We start from the raw sequence: 17,671 nt of genomic DNA, 5'->3' as shown, positions 1-17,671 counted from the left end.
CCCTTTCGACAATTTTTATTATGCCTCAAATTCAAAGATATTGCAAACGATAGCAGTGTTGATATTATGGCGTGTCGCATAATCTACAACAATCACAAATCAGCAATTCCAGCGAACGATTACACGATCGCCCTTATAAGTTCCAAGAGCGCTGTAATGAGCGGTATCTAGTCGAAGCAAGCGCGCCTGCTGTGCATCTACACCAAGCCATCTGGTTGCTAAAATCCTAAGAATGTGCGCGTGAGCTACAATAATCACATCTTTGCCGCTTTTAAGTTTTGGCAAAACAGAGTCGATTATTTTTTGAGTACGATTAGAAACTTCTTGTAAAGATTCGCCATTAGAACGCACGACTTTTACTGTTTCGCCACTTGGAAGAATCTCTTGGCAAGAATCCTGCATAAAATCTGGAAGAGCTTTAGGGCCATCCTTCCAAACATCCCATGACTCAACACCGCTTAGAGCGGACACATCTTTTCGAGTGCGCCCCTCTGCACAGCCGTAATCCCACTCGGCAGCATATTCTAGCGGCGTGCAATGCGTAAATCCTGCCAACTGAGCTGTTTGACGAGCACGAACAAGAGGGCTTACAAACTGGCAATCCTCGCTAAAACCGTTTGGAAAAGCTTGACGAATCCTGGCGCCTGCGCTTATAGCTTGATTGCGGCCAACTTGCGTTAGTGGAATATCGGTGCGGCCCGTGTGCTGTCCAGATTCACTCCAAGCAGTTTGACCGTGGCGCAAAAGAACAAGTCTGCCCTCGGGAGCTCCGCCACAAGTTGCTGGAACGTCTTGAATCTCGTACGAATCCGTTGTATCTGTTGCATCCGTTGTGCACAAATCGCCATTAACTTCAATGTCAATATTGTTCAAACCGTTCAGCATACCCAACGCCGCCTTAGCACCACCATTCTTAGCTTGCGCTTGGTGCATTAACGCAAGCATTCATCAAGCGGCTTCGCTGCCAACTTGTTCACTCGTACATTTATAACACTTTTATAACACTTTTACATGTCAATTTCTAATTGGTATTTCGTTGCCATTAATATAAAAACATGACGTCAACTCAAAGCAACGCACAGAACAGCGAGCAAAATAATACGCAAAACAACGCGCAAAATGCATATGCGAATCAAACTATTCAAACGCTTCTTAATCGCAGATCTATACGCGCTTTCAAAAATGAGCCGATTGGCGAAGATATTGCAAAAACGTTGGAAGAAGCAGCACAGCGCGCAGCTTGCAGCCAGTTTTTGAACGATTGGTCTGCAATCAAAATCACTAGCAAAGATCTTAAACAAAAACTTTCCCAGCTTGGAAATCAAACTTACATAGCAACAGCGCCACTTTTGTATGTTTTTATTATTGACCAGCACAGAAATGCTGCTATAGCACGTAAAAACGGCATTGATGCAGACGGAAACGATTTTACTCTTAAAACAGGCTACAGATTCTCGCAGTCGCAAAACGACGCTGTTCTTGCACTACACGCAATGGAAACAGCCGCGGAATCGCTTGGACTCGGTTGCGTAATCCTTGGTTCAATTTTGAATAATATTCCAGATTTAATTGAACTTTTGAAGTTGCCAAAATACACGTATCCAGTTCTTGGGCTTGCAATTGGCAAGCCAGATCAAAGGCCAGAATTAAAGCCGCGCATGGACTCGAGTATACAATTCTTTGAAAATGAATACCCTAGCAGCGATGATGTTTTGCTTGAAAAACTTGCAGAATTCGATGAAAGAGTGCATAAATACTACGATTTACGCAATGCAGATAGGCCAGTGGACGCTTTCAGTGCACAAATCGCAAAGCTTGCTGTAGATTCTGGGGCCAAAAACCACAGTTGCGAATCGCAGCTTAATGCGCAAGGATTTACTTTCAAGTACTGATTTATTGACTTGCTGATTTATTGATTTTTAAGCATTAATTACTAAGCAATAATTATTTAACGAAGACGCGGCTTATATCCGCGTTTTCTAGACTTAGGTTTGGTTGTTTCAAACCGCGAGCGCATATCGCAATACTTACGAATCGCAGGATTTGAATGCGTTAAATGCCAACTTCCACAATAATCGCATTTATAAACCCACAGCTTTGCTCCGCGTTCCGTAAAACTTTTATCCGCTGCCATAAGAGCCTGCCCTTTGTTGGCATACATTATTTTTTGAGTAGATTCACATCTGCGCGGAGTAAAGAAATACATGTAACCCATAGTATCACCGCAACAAACTGCGACGATTAGCAAACAATCATATTCCAGCAAATCAAAATAAGTTCAATTTAATGTCTTTTTAGTTCAATTCTTAATGATTACTCAGCCAGAATTTTGTCAAAATTCAAAATAAATTCAATTTTATGCTTGCAAAATGAGTTTTGACGCGTAAAATTGTCTTTTAATCGCCTCAAAGTTCAATTTATAGCTTCTATTTTGAACTTTGTTGTAAATTTGTTCAATTTAAGAATGCTGATTTTATGAGCTTCTATAAAATGGCATAAAGAAAGACGGATTATGGCACAAAATTTTGCAAACGACCTTAAAAAGGCCATGAAAATCAAAGGATACAAGCAGATTGACGTAATCGAGCTTGCAGCAAAAAGCGGCCATAAGCTTGGCAAAAGCCAATTAAGTCAATATTTAAGCGGCAAAACTGAACCTCGCAAAGACGTGCGAGATATGCTTGCACAAATTCTTGAAATTAGCGACGACGGAATCAAAGGTGGCCATTATTGCGCAAAAACCGCGCAAAAGTCGCAAGCAGATTGCAGCGATCAGCACGAGGAAAATCGCCCATTAACAGAAGATGAGCTTTCTGAAGCACTCAAAAATAGAAACTTCAACAAATCCACCAAACTTGAGCACGTGCTCTACGACGTTCGCGGCCCTGTTGTAGAAGAAGCAAACCGCATGGAAGCAAACGGAACGCATATTTTAAAGCTCAACATTGGAAATCCTGCGCCTTTTGGCTTCTGCGCTCCAGACGAAGTGATTTACGATATGCAACAGCAGCTTATTGACTGCGAAGGCTACTCGGATAGCCGCGGACTTTTCTCTGCGCGCAAGGCGATTATGCAATACGACCAGCTTAAGGGTATTCCAGGCGTACAAATGGAAGATATTTACACTGGAAACGGCGTTTCCGAGCTGATTAATCTTTCTATGCAAGCGTTGCTTGATTGCGGCGACGAGATTCTTATACCAAGCCCAGACTATCCTCTGTGGACCGCGTGCGCGAGCCTGGCTGGCGGCACTCCTGTGCACTACATGTGTGACGAAAAGTCGCATTGGTACCCAGATATTGCCGACATTCGCTCTAAAATCACGCCTCGCACTAAAGCAATCGTGATTATTAACCCGAATAATCCCACGGGCGTGCTGTATAGTCGCGAAATTTTGGAAGAGATTGTTAAGGTTGCGCGCGAGTTTAATTTGATTATTTTTGCGGACGAGATTTACGACCGTCTTGTTATGGACGGCAAGAAGCATATTTCGATTGCTTCTCTCGCTCCAGACGTATTCTGCGTAACTTTTAGCGGACTTTCTAAGTCGCATATGATTGCTGGCTTCCGTATTGGTTGGATGAGTCTTTCGGGAGATAAGTCCAAGGCTCGCGACTACATTATGGGTCTTAACATGCTGTCTAATATGCGCTTGTGCTCGAACGTTCCTGCGCAATCGATTATTCAGACTGCTTTGGGCGGATACCAGAGCGTTGAAAAATATTTGGAGCCGGGCGGACGCGTGTACGAGCAGCGCGAGTACTGCTATAACGCGCTTCAGGAGATGGATGGCGTAAGCGTTGAGCGGCCAGACGCTGCTTTCTACATGTTTGTAAAGCTCGATCCTGCTCGCTACAACATTCACGACGACGAACAGTTTGCGCTTGATTTGCTGCGCGATCAGAAGTTGCTGATTGTGCATGGAAAAGGCTTTAATTGGCAGACTCCAGGCTACTTCCGCGTAGTCTACTTGCCGCGCTTGCAAACGCTTCGCGATGCAATGGGCAAACTCTCCAGCTTCCTCTCCTACTATCGCCAGTAATTTATGCATCTTGCTTGCAAACTGCAATAAAACACTCATTTCGCTCACAGTCCATAAAAAGGTGTAAATAAAGGTGTACATATCGAAAGACACATATCATTCATAATATGAAAGAAAGAAAAGTAAGAAGAGTAAGCAATGAACACTGCAGCACGAGTACGATCGGGGTTGGTTATATCCGTTTTATCGCTTAATGCTTTTCTTTTAACAAGCTGTAGATTTGGCGTGAGCCTATATCTTTTAATACATGTCGACTTATCTCACGCAGCGCTTAACGCAGTGTCCGTAGCACTTATGACCTGCATAGCAGCACCGCTTGGCGGCATTATCGCAGATAAATATCCACCAACTAGATTGTTTATAGCGCTAACGTTCTGTTTTGCCTTGTTGTGTACTGGATACGGTTTCGCTTTAGTAGCACAGCATAATCTTATTGCTATTACGGTTACACTACTCGGCATAATATTCGGGTTCTTTACTGCATTTTCTTCGCCTAATCAAAAAGTATTGATGGCATATAGCGTACCAACTGGCGAAAAAACCAAGTTTTTAGCAAGCATGCGCATGTGGATTAATCTCAGCAGGCTTGCTGCACCTGCGATTACTGGCATATTTGTTGATATATGCAATCCGCTCATTTTCTTTACGAGCATTGCTGTTGTGATGATACTAGCGGCACTACCTCTACTGTTAGTTAATCTAAACCAGCAAGCACAAAATAGCGCAAACAATACGAAGACAGAAAGCAATAAAACTGCTGGTTTTGCAGCCTCTCTACACTATATGAAATCTACACCATGGTTAATAGTCTTAGGAGTAGTATCCGCATTACAATCGGGATCATGGCTTGCTGCATTTAGACTAATGGGAGCACACCATTGTCTTACACTTTTTCATTCAGCATACACTTGGGGGTCAATAGTCAGCATATTTAACATTGGCATGATTGTAGGTTCGCTATTATGCAAATATATTGTGCTGCATTATGAAATTTTATACTCTATTTTACTACCTGGATTCCTTTCTATTCCTTTACTTATTTTTGCACTCAATAATTGGATTGCTCTTTTTCTTTGCTCTGCTTTCATTGCAGGTATTATTTTTGACGCAACTATTGTCTATGGGCAAACAGCTCTTCTCGACGGCATACCAACACGCATTCTCGGCGCAACTACTACTTTTACTTCTATTATGGAGCAATGCGGCATTATCGTAGGGTATGCAAGCGTACTAGCATGGGGAAATCTAAATTCATCATTATTCATAATGATTGCAGCTGGCGTAATACTTGTTTCAACAGGTATAGCCTTATGGATTATTCAAGCTCGTAAACAAACATACCCATCAATGCTTACCAAAGATTATTGGACACCATCAACATGGGTAAAAAGAAGCATATAACAAGCTATTTAGCGCGAAAGCAAATGAAGCTATGCAAGCAATTACATCACAGGACAATTAGTTTGCACATCCTGTTGGAATCCTGATGGATCTCCCAGTTTTGCTTTGCGCATGTGCTCTTTGAAAAAGTTTCGCGTTGCATCATCACAACGGTCTGGACCCATAAACGGCATACTAGGCACTTTTTCAAGCTCATGCAAAGCTTTACTTGCCGCTTGTTCATCACTAGCATACGTGTCTAGCCATTGCCGCTCCCAAGCACACTGATAATAATTAGATGCTTGCGTATCGCCATATCCACTCTGGAACTGAGCGTCTTTTTCTTCTCCAACCAAGTTTGCAGGAGCTTTATATTTTTCAGGCCAACTAAGCTTTGCAACGGACTCCTGATATTCCTTCTCTATATGAGCAAAATCAACAGTCTCTCTAGGTGAACTATTTTGCGAGCGCGCGCCACCCATACCACTCGCATTATTGTTGCCCACTCCTCCACACGCATTAAACATAAGAAGCGCACTAAGCACACCAACAATAAGAGTTGCTTTACCAATATTATGATTATTCATTATTCCTTCTTTCTTATTTTTTGAAAATTAACGCAATGCTAATGCTGGTTGTAAACGCGATGCTTTTATTGCTGGCACCGCACTTCCAGCAAGCGCTGTAATAAAAGCCGCAATAACAGCTCCAATAGCGGCTTCATATGGGTAAACTGGCGGACTAACTGGGCTTGCTGCATACCAAAAACTTGATGCTATAGACACAAGGCCAAAAGAAACAGCAACAGCAGCAATCGAAACTATCAGCGCTAAAATAATCGCGCTGCCTAACACGAGTGAAGCAATCGACCATCTAGTAGCACCCAAAGCTCTGCGTATAAGCAGTTCATGTGTGCGCTGCTCCAACGATGCTAAACCAATATTGATTAAACCTAGCGCGGAAACAAAAAGCAATAATGCTGCTACGATAGCAAAACTTAATTGCAATACTGTTATAACATTCTCGTAATCATCACTATTATCATGTCTTCTAATTTCGTTTACTTGTCCACCACAACAGTCATAAAGAGCATCTGAAACATAAGATTTAATTGATTTTTGAGAACGATTTTCTTTATTCAACCAGTAGATTGAGCCTTGAGACGATTTTCCAGAATATTCCCAAAGAGTTGGAGCATAACGTAATAATCCTAGAATATTCACGTATACTTTTGCTGAGTCTACACCATCGTTCACAACTCCAACAATCCTTATAGGACTCATTTGTGTTGTTTTGCGAGAAGTAATAAATGCTACTTCACCAATCTTGTATCTTTTGCTGGCAGATTGGTTTACTACCATTTCTAATGCGTTGCTTTTATCGCTATTAATAAACCATCTTCCACTTACAATAGGTAAGTTATAAACTTTGTTGTATCCTGCCGTAGTGTAAACAGCGTCAGTATATTGAAGATTGCCAGTCTTATATTCTTTGCTTATTTTTACACTCTTCGAGGCTGGCATAGAAGCGCTAAACAGTAGTCCAGTGTTTGGTTGTAGCATAACGTTAGCGTTACGGTTTGCGGATTCAATGCGATTTAAGAATTTGTTAAATACTGAATATTCGTCAAAATTTTGTGCTGAAAAAGTAATCTCGTATGTTGGTCTACGACCGTTTAGCTGTTCGTTAGTTGCAATAAGATAGTCCTTACCAACCGTGCCGATAAGCACTGATGCAATAACGGCAATGATGCCTATAAACATTGAAAAACCTGTGAGGAAGGATCTCATAGGAGACAGGCGCAAATCTTTAAGCAGCATGATCATAAAGAACACCGCCTTCCATAGTAAAAATGTGAGAGCAAGAACGAGCCACTTTCATATCATGAGTGACTAATAGTAATGTTGTTCCAGATTCTTGAACACGATCATGCAACACTTGAAGCACTTTTTCTCCCGTACTACTATCGAGCGCACCAGTTGGCTCATCGCAAATAAGTAATTCGGGATTAGTGACGAGAGCACGCGCTATCGCGACTCTCTGCTGTTCACCGCCTGATAGCCTTCCAGGGTATTCGTTTAGTTTATCTTGCAATCCAACATCACATAATGCTTCTTCTATAGTTTTTCTTCTTGTCTGCTTGCTTTGTTGTAGTCCTGCGTATAAAAGCGGCAACTCAACATTTTCTCTAATACTTAAATGCTTAATGAGAGAATAGTTTTGAAAAACAAAACCAATATTTCGAGCGCGCATATGCGATACTGTATTATCACTACACTTTTGGATTGACTTGCCAGAATAATAGTATTTTCCAGTAAAATTTTTATTCAAAAATCCAACAATAGAAATAAGGCTCGTTTTGCCAGATCCAGACCTGCCAACTACCGCGTATGTTTCACCTTGATTAAGTAACATAGAAGCAGAGTTAACAGTGGTAAGCCATTCGCCATTGCCTAGTTTTACACGCGCTGACACGTCTTGTAGTTCAACCAGCGGAACAGTATTGTTCTCCATAATCATTGCACTCCTGGAATGAGATCAGGAGAAACACCTGCTACAACATCACCCTCATGCAAACCAGACGTAATTTCAATATTAGCGCCGTCACTGATTCCAAGACCAACTTCTTTGCGCTCCCAATTATCGCCTTTCTTGTATGAGACTAAGCCTTTTTGGACTCTTCCAGCAACCGCACTAACGGGCAGTGTTAGAACTGATTGTTTATGCTTGCCATTAAAAACAAGCGTCGCATTTTGACCTGATTCTACTTCTGCGCTTTTATCTATTAAACACGTTAAAACTTTTGACGATACACTAGGTGCACTTTGCAAACTCGACTCATCTGTTTGAGTCGAATCAGCACTATCATTCTTGCTACTACCCGAGGCTGCAATATCGGTAGGTGCTCCACCGCTTTGTACTATTTGCAAACAATTGGTTGGACCAACACCATCTTCAACTTGGAAGCGACCTTTAACATCTGTAATATCCGCAGAACGAAGTAAAGCTTTTGCATTAAGGCTTATTGAAAAACCTTCATATTTAAGAGTGAATAGTGGGAAAGATTTAGGCACGTCCGCAGATGATTCAGCTACTGACACAACTTTAGCGTCTACGGGAGCAATAATTTTGTTACCAGCATTGTAGCCTAGAACACTTCCAGCTTTTACAGCACTTCCTGCTTTTACCGATGGAGAAAAATTCCCTCTACTTACAGCAGTGATAACAAAGGTAGATGATTGTTCTATTGCTGCTTTACCCGACACAACTTGTATTAAAGGCTGTTTTTTGACTGAAACAAGTGGGACTGAATCATGTGATGCCTGCTGTTGACTATTATCAACTGCTCTACCAGAGCATGCAGTAAGCAAACACACTGGCAGAGCAGCAAGCAAGAGTACTTTCGTAAACTTACGCATAACACAAATCTCCTTACTCGCCAAACCTGTAGACACATAGTATGCGTCGAAACAAGCCTCTCAAACTGATCCAAAATAAATAAAGTGCCTGATAATGCTACGATTAACGCTTTTATGATTGACACTTTATTGAGGATTTCAGCTTTTGCTTAATAGCCTATAATCGCCGTAAAGAGTTTGCATCACACTAAATGATGATTTTATTTATGATTCTTGGAGATTGCGTAGTACCAGAGAATGATTTGTTCTGCATAGAGCTTATACACTACTAAGCAACTTGCTTGCGCATATCCTCAACCACATTGATTTGAATCACTAAGCTTTAAGCGAGCTTATTCGCTGCGGAGTAACCCCCGTAAGCTTTAAGCAACTACTTTTATACAATCTGCTTTGTAAAGGTTTTCATAGACAAGATATTCATCATACAAATTCAAGTACTATTATTACTTAAATAATGCTTTTCTAAAGGAGCAATATGATAGCAAAGCATATTACTGTTGGCATTGTTGATGATGATTGTTTTTGTCTACACGGCCTAAAAACATATATTGAACAGGTTGTTCCGTCCTGCAGTATTTGCTGGTTATCCGCGTACGCCGATCAAGCAATTCAGTTTTGTCAAAATCAATGCCCAGACGTGCTACTAATTGACATGTATATGTCTGGTGTTTCGGGAATTAAAATATTATACGAATTGCGAAGAAGATACTCACTCCCAATAATAATTGCTATAACTTCATTCCCTATCAACGATTATGCTTTAAAAGCATCAACAGCAGGCGCGCAAGGCATTGTTGGAAAGAACCACCCAGAAACTATTTGCGCCATGCTTAGCAGTATTGCCCATGGCACATTCAAGCCACAAATAATAGGCGATCTTCATTTTGACGACACGACGACAGCATTTCAACGTTTGCAAAATAAACCAAAAAATGGACGCCTTGCTTTAACGGATCATGAGACTGAAATTGTAAAGCTGTGCAGTAAAGGAATGACTAATGCGCAAATCGCTAAACGTTTATTTGTTGAAACTTGTACTGTGGAAACTATCCTTCGTCGCGTATTCAAAAAATTGAATGTGACAAATCGTTCACAACTTATTACTACATGGCTGCATGATGAATATTTAGGAAATGATACACAATGATTATTTTCTTAATGCGTCGTTTACGAGAAAAGCTTATTGACAATAAAACATTTTTACTATTGGGATGTTTATCGAGCGCAATGGATGCATATATTTACTCAAATAGCGACAATAGCACAATACAACTTGTTATAGTTTACATGATTCTTGCTGCTATGAATCTGTTCCTTTGCTTGCTCCCGCATTTTATGAGCATGTGCTATATTTTTGTGCACCTCAGCATTCTTGTTATTCCTAGTCTGAATCTTCCACCAGTAACTTTCGGGCTCATCATATCATTTGTTTTTATTTCATATTTATATCCGATTCAATTTACACTACCTTTATTCTTAGTAATAGATGCATTACACTACGTTGCATACCGATACCTATCAACTTTGTCTTTCAAGTATCTTATTGCTTACCTTTTAATAAATATATTTTGCGTTTGCACTGGTATTATTTTGCGCATTTATCACCAAAAAATGGTTCTTTATGAAAAAGATAGGCAAACAATTAATAATCTTAATTTGGCTGTGCGAATGCACGATAAATTAACTAATAAGATTGCAGATATTGCACTACAAAGTAAAATAGCATTACTTGACAAGTCTATTTCTAAAAAGCAACGAGAAGCTATTGAAGAAATAAATGATTTGGCAGATCAGGCTTTTGAAGAAGGTCATAATATTATCGACATTCTACGTGGAAATACTGCTAAGCATGATGCTCGAAGCGAGTTCATTCAGCGCATTGAAGATACGCTACAAATGAACGACTCAATCAATGAATCATGTGGATTAAAAGGAAGATCCATATGCAATATATCTAGTAACGATATTCCTGAAGACATTAGCGATGAAATCATCTGTGAAGTTATTGAATTAATCGAAGAACTATATTTGAACATTCGAAAATATGCTTCTTTAGTTTATTACATCAGAATTTCGATACGCGAAAAACAAATTGTTATAAAACAGTTCAATGTTCGATTTTTGGGCAAGAAAAGTAAAGATGTGATTCGCGCAGTATCTCAAAAAGGGCTTCTGCTTCATCGCGATACCCTAAAGCATTTAGGCGGTTCACTTTATTTTCGAGCCTTTGGTAAGTATTGGGAATGTAATGCAGTGATACCTTTAAAAAATAAACATAACTATATAGATAGTATACTTTACTGATTCAGTTTAAAAGATTAATGAATCTTAAGCAGTTTTAGATAGTAATTATTTGTAAAGGTTTTCCTAGACAAGATATTGTTTACCTTTTAGCACGCCATTAATTTATAAGTTGTAAAGGTTTGATATACACAATTATTTTCTTGTATTAGAAGGAGAAGAATATGAGTAATTTAGAAGATACAAAAGCACAAATTCCATCCGTATTTTGGACAATAGCCAATGGTGTATTTCTTGCTAGCGGAATTGCGCTGATTGTAATGCGTAATGATTATCTATGGGGAGTACCTCAAATTATCGCTGGATTATTTGGTCTTGCAACCATGTTTCTCATTAAAAAACCGTGGTGCGCGCAACTATATTTTATAGTATCTTCACTAGCCGTAATAGCAAATGGACTTATGGAAATATTCGGCATAATCCACGGATCTGGATACGGTTATGTTCCGCTGATTATTGGCATAATTGTGCTTTTATTTATAGGCCTTGATAAGGATGAAAGTTCAAAAGCTCTTGGAATTGCCAAGAATAAATAAAAGCCTTAGACTGCGATTTTAACTTAAAAAAATATCGCAATTTTCAAAGGTCAAGTTGTAGCCACACATCCTACGGCTTGACCTTTGATTATTTATCCGCTATTGATTTTTTTGCATAGAGTTTATACACTACTGAGCGACTTACTTGCGCATATCCTCAACCACATTGATTTGAATCACTAAGATTTAAGCGAGCTTATTCGCTGCGGAGTAACCCCCGTAAGCTCTGCAACATCACGAACCGTCAATCCCTGATTCCTTAGTATACGAACTGTTTCACGCATAAGCATAGATGCTTCTTGCTGAGTTTTTATAGCTGCAGATTTTGCATCTAGCATGCGCTGAAGCATAAGCTCATCTTGCTCACTAAGTTTCGGAATTACTTTCACGCCATTGACTTTAACATTTAAAGTTGCAGCAGCATCTTTTACCATTGCTGCAACCTGATCCAGCCTACGCACTTGAGTAAACAATCCTGGTATTTCCGGCACTTCTATAGCCCACCAGTCATCGCATCTGCGAGCTATAGCGGTCACCATTTGCAAACAAGTCGTTGCATTATCATGCTCAGTGGCACTCATTGATTGAGTCTTTTCTCCAACTCTTTTCGCTTCACACATATAAGTATATGCCTATTTATCAATTAAGTAAATAGGCATTGCATACAAAATCAGCACAATGAAGCTATAAAGCACACATGACGCTTCTTCACTCAGCCATTGCCAAGACTAAAGCATATTGCATTAAGTCACCGCTTAAGACTGTCTTCGTTAAGCAAAAAATCGAATAGATCCATGGTGACTACCCCACGATTATCTCTTGTAGCATGCAATCCATTTTTCGTAACTACTATCTTTTTGAAAGAATTATCAATATAGTAAAGCGAGCGCTTTTCTTGCAATGATTTTTCTTCCGTCGTCATAGCGAGCGCAGATTGTATATAATATTTTTCACTTCCCAAAGTAGCAATAAAATCTATTTCCAAAGATTTTTGCGCATAAATATCATGGTTATTTTTATCTTTTCGACCAGTATTTTCAGCAATATTCATTTCGCCAATATCCACGTTATATCCGCGATATCTTAACTCGTTGTATATAACATTTTCCATAATATGCGACTCTTCGATTTGCCTAAAATTAAGCAAAGCGTTGCGTACTCCAATGTCTTCAAAGTAAATCTTGAACAAGGAATCAATGTATTTTTTGCCCTTAATATTGTACTTTTGAGCTTTGCTTACAAGAAAAGCATCACTGTAGTAGTCTATAAAACGACTAACAGTTGCTGAAGTAATTTCTCCATATCCGTGGCTAATAAACGTGTTAGAAAGTTTCCTTGGGTTAACAGGAGCGCCTATTGACGAAGCTATTACTTGCAAAGTTTCAAAAAGCGCCTGCTCTTTTCGCACGCCGTTTCGCTGAACTACATCTTTCAAATAAGTTTCTTTAACAAGATTTTCAAGGTATTTTATTTGTTCCTCAACATTTTGCATTCTAGCTACAAGCGGTATCCCGCCAGCAACAATGTAATCTGCCCAAGATTCCGAAACCGTTTTGCTAGAACTTTCCATGTATTCAGCAAAAGTAAGAGGTTGAACGTGAACTTCTGTGCTCCTCCCCTTAAATTCAGTAACAATGTCCGATGAAAGAAAACGGGAGTTAGATCCAGTAACATATATGTCTAAATTTGCATGCCTTAAGTAACTGTTAAGTGTGCCAACAAAATTATCAAGCAATTGCACTTCGTCGAGGAAAATGTAAAACTTGTCGCTATCATTTATTTGCGATGCAATGTAGCGACGGAACACTTTAGCATTGATAACGTAGCCAAGTTTTTTATCTGCGATTTTTACCGGTTCGCCATTTGCAAATGGCTCAAGACGATCAATATCTTCATCTGCATCAAAGGCAAACCGAATAATATTATTCTGCAAAACACCTTGAGAAATAAGAGAATTATAGAACAGCTCATTAAGAATGAACGATTTTCCTGCTCTGCGCACACCAGTAATGATTTTAACCAGGCCATTCCAACTAAGCTGGTTCAGTTTCTTTATGTACCTTTGACGATTGAAAATCATTCGCATTCCTTTTCTTTCCACTTCTATCTTCAATTTAGCAAAGTACTTTGGGTTTTGCAAGATAGAATTAGCGAAAATGGTGCATATTTGGCAATTCTATCTGATATTTTCCAAAGTACTTTGGGTTTTGCAAGATAGACGATAGAAAAATAGAAAAATAGAAAAATCAACAATAAGAGACATGCGTATTAAAAAAAAAAATGCGCTGACGCTTTGACTCATCTTCAAATCCTCTAGATGTTGTTAATAAAGACGAAGTCAATGCATCAGCGCTATCAAGTTATCAAGCTATCAAACCATCTACCTCAATGCTCTATGAGCTTGATTAAAGAACTCATACTCGTAAATGCATGAAGTCATATATACTTGAGCAGCAAGAATTCGAGCCTTTGGTCCAGCTTCCTCAAAAGCTCTCTCAACAAATTTAACTGCCATTCTTACTCCTGACTCAAAATCATGAGAAGAATACATTGAAATCCAATCATAATATGGGTTTTCAGGAGTATTATTTTTGACTAAAATTTGCCCCACTTCTTCATAAAGCCAATAGCATGGCAATATGGACGCAGCTCCAATCACGTAGTCTTCGGCCATTGTAGAAGCAAGCAAGTGATTTACGTAAGCTAATGTTACTGGAGAGCAAGGCGCATCAATGCTTATATTTCTACTTCCAAGCCAATCTCTGTGCAACTGCGATTCTGCTTCTATACACATAGCTGCACCCGTAGCCCAATGCACTCCAGCTTCATTATCTGGCGTTTTAGCTCCAACAGCAGCTAGCGCACGCGAATAACGCTTCAAGTATTCGGAATCTTGACTTATGTAGAAAGCAAACAAGTCGGAGTCAAGCGTTCCATTGCCTAAAGCCTTAATAAATGGCATTTTCATAATGTTGTTATCAACATCTGCGCTAGCATCCCATAAAGCTTGAGTCCAAGGGCCACAAGGCTCCACATTTGGCTTTCTAGCCTTGCTATGAGCTTTTACGACTACGCTTTGTGGAGTTAATCCATCTAAGCCATTCGCTTGCATATGCTCCCAAGGAGTTGACGAAGAATCTAATTCCAAACGATAATTACGAGCCGCATGGTTCACAGGCCCATGACCTTTGCCAACATGCAAATCTTTACCGCAAGCAATAGCTTCGTTAAGCCATCTTGACGACCATGCTAAAGCATCCGCTACAGTACTGTAATCACTAAGATTCTTCCCTTCTCGCAACGCTAATCCTATGCGCGTAGCGAGCGCAGAGGATAGCGAGCAGCCAGTGCCATGCGTTGTTGTTGTATCAACTCGAGGGCAAGGAACGTGCACTCTGTGGCCATCTGGGAACACAACAGTATTCCCAGCATCTTCGCTTGTTAAGTGACCGCCTTTAACAATAACAATAGTATTGTTTTTTGCGCTCCACTCGCTTGCTTGAGCATAAGCTTCTTCAAAATTAGATGCAGGCTGTTTATCGCATAATACTGCGAGCTCAGGTATGTTTGGCGTAATAACATCCGCAAGAGGCGCAAATTCACGCATTGCGTCTTCTGCAGACTTTTCAAGCAGCCTATCTCCCGAAGTTGCTACCATCACTGGGTCTAACACAACAACAGGAACAGGATGATTCTTAAGCCAATCTTGAACTAGACTAATATATGATTTATCTCCAAGCATGCCGATTTTTACAGCATCAATAGTTACGTCATCAAATACTGCTTCTAATTGCGCTTGCAAAAAGTCGGTTGGAGGAGTGTACACTTCGCGCACACCGCAAGTGTTTTGAGCAACCAAATTAGTTGTTACACACATTGCGAATCCATGAGATGCTGTGATTGATTTTAGATCAGCTTGAATTCCAGCTCCGCCTGTTGGATCAGTTCCAGCAATGCTTAGTACGCGTGGAATAATCGGGTCTTCTAAAGATGGCAAAGAAGATGGCCTTAGGCTTGAATCATATAATTTAGAAATTGATTGCAAAGGTGCTTGAGCTTGAGAAAATTGATTATTCATTATTTTTATTCCTTCGTAATAGCATCGCGTAATTTGCGCGCTTCTTCGCAAGGATTTTGCGCAAGCATTAGAGCAGATACTACGCATAAACCATCTATTGAAGTGCTTTTAATAGGGAACACGGTATTTTCGTTAACGCCGCCAATTCCGAGCGTACTAATGCCGAGTTCTTTAGCGCGTTTAGCAATCTTTTCTACTCCTTCAACACCTAAAGCAGGAGCGGCGTCTGGCTTAGTGGCAGTAGGCCAAATCGGACCTATTCCAATAACATCTGGCAATGCCACATTTTCTTTAGCACATTCGTTATAAACGTAATCTAACTGTTCTAACTTTTCTATAGAAAGTCCAACCATCCATTCTGCAGGAATAGACTTACGCGCTTCAATATAAGGCGTATCTGTTTGACCAACATGCAAGTTGAGTCCTAATCTTTTAGCGCAATCTATACGATCATCAACAAAAATCGGCACGTCTCCGCAACCATTAGCAAGCATTTTGTCTCGCAAGCTTTGAGCTTTATTGTTAAAAGTTTCGCTATTTGCGTACTTATCGCGCAATTGGACTACGCTTGCTCCACCTTTAACGCAATCAACTGCAATATCTTCTTCGGCTCGGTCGCTCATCTTTGGGTCTGTTATAAAGTATAGAGACCAATCAACAGGGTCGAGTTCAAATTCAATATTCGCTAGTTTCAGCATCTCGTCTGCGCTCAAATCCATAAGCGCATCCATCCATAATGTTCTAAATGACCCTGGCGATGTTGAACGTTGTGCTGCCCAAGTTCCTGCTGCAGCAGCGTGTACGTGAGCGGCAACTGTTGCTGCAAAAGGTCGATTTCGATTCGCTCCAACGTATGCTGCAACCAATGCGCCGAGAGAACAGCCTGTGCCGACTACTTTCGTCATTATTTCGTGACCGCCAGAAACTCGCGCAGAGCATCCGTGCCCATAAATAGCGTCTTTTTCGCCAGAAATAGCCACTACCGAGCCATAGAGTTTAACTAGCTTCTTGGCTGCTGCAACTGCTGAATCAACGGAGTCTCCAGCGTCTACGCCTTTACCGCCACTTTCTTCTCCAGCTAAACCTAAGATTTCGGAAGCGTTTGCACGAATTACAGTAGGATGACTTTTAACAATTTCGCGCGCGTATTGCGTGCGTGGAGCTAAACCACCAACTGCAACTGGATCAAGAACCCATGGAGTGTACGCTTTTACAGCTCCGCGAATCGCAGCATCCATAGATTCTTTGTCGACTGGCCTGTATGTTCCAATGTTTACTAATACACCAGATGCGATTTGAGCAAAGACTTCAGCTTCTTCTGCATCTACGACCATTGCTGGCGATGCTCCAGCAGCTAGCAGAACGTTTGCTGTTATTTCTTGAACAACATTATTCGTTACGCAATGTGTTAGCGGATTTTTTGCGCGTAAAGCTTCGATGCATTCACGTACATCTTGCATGAATTGCTTGCAACGAGCATTAGTTGAGAATTCACTATTTTTAGAGCACGACACAGTAGTCATGATTTTCCCTTCGCTAGTACTAACTAGATCAGGTTCAACGGGTATAATCTCAGCGCTTATGCGCACCCCGAACCCATATTTGACTATATATGTTCGTTATGACGTTATTTACACGCGCGACGACCTACCTTTTCGCTTAGAGCGTAGCGCGAAAATGTAAATCGGAGCGCTGAGCTTGCTCAAAGTTGAAAGCACGGTGTGCTTTCAACGCAAGCGAAGACGTTCGCGCGAGTAGACCGCGCGAACGATAACCTAAACTTAAATAAAAAAAGCGGGGAACAATCAAGTTCCCCGCTAGAAGAATAATGCGGCAGCGTGTTAGTCTCCCACACCCTATCGAGTGCAGTACCCTCACCGTATCAGGCCTTAGCTTCCGGGTTCGGAATGGGACC

General features: G+C 40.6%; 16 protein-coding genes, 1 rRNA gene and 1 riboswitch. Of the genes, 6 read left to right on the top strand and 11 right to left on the bottom strand.

What is annotated here, in order from left to right; translation table 11 throughout:
- Positions 1-99 precede the first annotated feature (99 nt).
- On the bottom strand, positions 100-885 hold the full coding sequence (locus tag D0T20_RS06035) for a histidine phosphatase family protein (protein WP_116438797.1): 786 nt from the start codon (positions 883-885) through the stop codon (positions 100-102).
- Between the two features lie 170 nt (positions 886-1,055).
- Here D0T20_RS06035 and D0T20_RS06030 point away from each other — a divergent pair, with 170 nt between their 5' ends.
- Complete coding sequence (locus D0T20_RS06030; RefSeq protein ID WP_116438759.1) at positions 1,056-1,892, top strand: nitroreductase family protein; 837 nt, start codon at positions 1,056-1,058, stop codon at positions 1,890-1,892.
- A gap of 56 nt (positions 1,893-1,948) precedes the next feature.
- Here D0T20_RS06030 and D0T20_RS06025 read toward each other — a convergent pair whose 3' ends face one another.
- Positions 1,949-2,215: a hypothetical protein gene (locus tag D0T20_RS06025; RefSeq protein WP_016839851.1), complete on the bottom strand. Its 267-nt coding sequence runs from the start codon at positions 2,213-2,215 to the stop codon at positions 1,949-1,951.
- A gap of 297 nt (positions 2,216-2,512) precedes the next feature.
- Between D0T20_RS06025 and D0T20_RS06020 the strand changes: the two genes are divergently transcribed.
- A complete protein-coding gene (locus D0T20_RS06020; RefSeq protein ID WP_116438758.1) occupies positions 2,513-4,042 on the top strand; it encodes an aminotransferase class I/II-fold pyridoxal phosphate-dependent enzyme in 1,530 nt (509 codons plus the stop codon).
- 138 nt (positions 4,043-4,180) lie between these two features.
- A complete protein-coding gene (locus D0T20_RS06015; protein ID WP_116438757.1) occupies positions 4,181-5,443 on the top strand; it encodes an MFS transporter in 1,263 nt (420 codons plus the stop codon).
- Between the two features lie 41 nt (positions 5,444-5,484).
- Here D0T20_RS06015 and D0T20_RS06010 read toward each other — a convergent pair whose 3' ends face one another.
- Genes D0T20_RS06010 through D0T20_RS05995 form a run of 4 tightly spaced genes read right to left on the bottom strand, consistent with a single transcriptional unit; the run spans position 5,485 to position 8,841 of the window.
- A complete protein-coding gene (locus D0T20_RS06010) occupies positions 5,485-6,009 on the bottom strand; it encodes a hypothetical protein (protein ID WP_016798582.1) in 525 nt (174 codons plus the stop codon).
- 27 nt (positions 6,010-6,036) lie between these two features.
- The gene (locus tag D0T20_RS06005; RefSeq protein ID WP_116438756.1) at positions 6,037-7,248 is read right to left on the bottom strand and encodes an ABC transporter permease; all 1,212 of its coding nucleotides are present in this window, start codon (positions 7,246-7,248) and stop codon (positions 6,037-6,039) included.
- Positions 7,232-7,942 (bottom strand): ABC transporter ATP-binding protein, encoded by a 711-nt coding sequence (locus D0T20_RS06000; protein ID WP_116438755.1) that lies wholly within the window; start codon positions 7,940-7,942, stop codon positions 7,232-7,234. Before D0T20_RS06000 ends, D0T20_RS06005 begins: the two co-directional genes overlap by 17 nt.
- Complete coding sequence (locus tag D0T20_RS05995) at positions 7,939-8,841, bottom strand: efflux RND transporter periplasmic adaptor subunit (protein ID WP_116438754.1); 903 nt, start codon at positions 8,839-8,841, stop codon at positions 7,939-7,941. Before D0T20_RS05995 ends, D0T20_RS06000 begins: the two co-directional genes overlap by 4 nt.
- 475 nt (positions 8,842-9,316) lie before the next feature.
- On the opposite strand from D0T20_RS05995, the gene D0T20_RS05990 reads away from it, so the two are divergent.
- The 3 genes from D0T20_RS05990 (at position 9,317) to D0T20_RS05980 (ending at position 11,678) form a co-directional block, all read left to right on the top strand.
- Entirely contained in the window at positions 9,317-9,988 is a 672-nt protein-coding gene (locus tag D0T20_RS05990; RefSeq protein WP_020757017.1) for a response regulator transcription factor, read from the top strand.
- Positions 9,985-11,145: a histidine kinase gene (locus tag D0T20_RS05985; protein WP_116438753.1), complete on the top strand. Its 1,161-nt coding sequence runs from the start codon at positions 9,985-9,987 to the stop codon at positions 11,143-11,145. The genes D0T20_RS05990 and D0T20_RS05985 overlap by 4 nt, the downstream gene beginning before the upstream one ends.
- A gap of 161 nt (positions 11,146-11,306) precedes the next feature.
- Positions 11,307-11,678: a hypothetical protein gene (locus D0T20_RS05980; RefSeq protein ID WP_004112863.1), complete on the top strand. Its 372-nt coding sequence runs from the start codon at positions 11,307-11,309 to the stop codon at positions 11,676-11,678.
- A 179-nt stretch (positions 11,679-11,857) separates the two neighbouring features.
- On the opposite strand, the gene D0T20_RS05975 is transcribed toward D0T20_RS05980, so the two are convergent.
- From D0T20_RS05975 to rrf, 5 genes are all read right to left on the bottom strand, one after another.
- A complete protein-coding gene (locus tag D0T20_RS05975) occupies positions 11,858-12,259 on the bottom strand; it encodes an XRE family transcriptional regulator (protein WP_162862735.1) in 402 nt (133 codons plus the stop codon).
- A 167-nt stretch (positions 12,260-12,426) separates the two neighbouring features.
- Positions 12,427-13,758: an ATP-binding protein gene (locus D0T20_RS05970; RefSeq protein WP_032813134.1), complete on the bottom strand. Its 1,332-nt coding sequence runs from the start codon at positions 13,756-13,758 to the stop codon at positions 12,427-12,429.
- 300 nt (positions 13,759-14,058) lie between these two features.
- Positions 14,059-15,756, bottom strand: a complete 1,698-nt coding sequence (locus D0T20_RS05965; RefSeq protein ID WP_016839832.1) for a bifunctional hydroxymethylpyrimidine kinase/phosphomethylpyrimidine kinase — start codon at positions 15,754-15,756, stop codon at positions 14,059-14,061.
- 5 nt (positions 15,757-15,761) lie between these two features.
- Entirely contained in the window at positions 15,762-17,279 is a 1,518-nt protein-coding gene (gene thiM / locus D0T20_RS05960) for a hydroxyethylthiazole kinase (RefSeq protein WP_116438751.1), read from the bottom strand.
- Positions 17,268-17,359, bottom strand: a riboswitch (TPP riboswitch). It overlaps the preceding gene by 12 nt.
- 225 nt (positions 17,360-17,584) lie before the next feature.
- A 5S ribosomal RNA gene (gene rrf, locus D0T20_RS06560) occupies positions 17,585-17,671 on the bottom strand; the annotation flags it as partial.

The organism is Gardnerella piotii (assembly GCF_003397585.1).
Lineage (GTDB): Bacteria > Actinomycetota > Actinomycetes > Actinomycetales > Bifidobacteriaceae > Bifidobacterium > Bifidobacterium piotii.
This window is presented reverse-complemented; position numbering and strand designations above follow the sequence as displayed.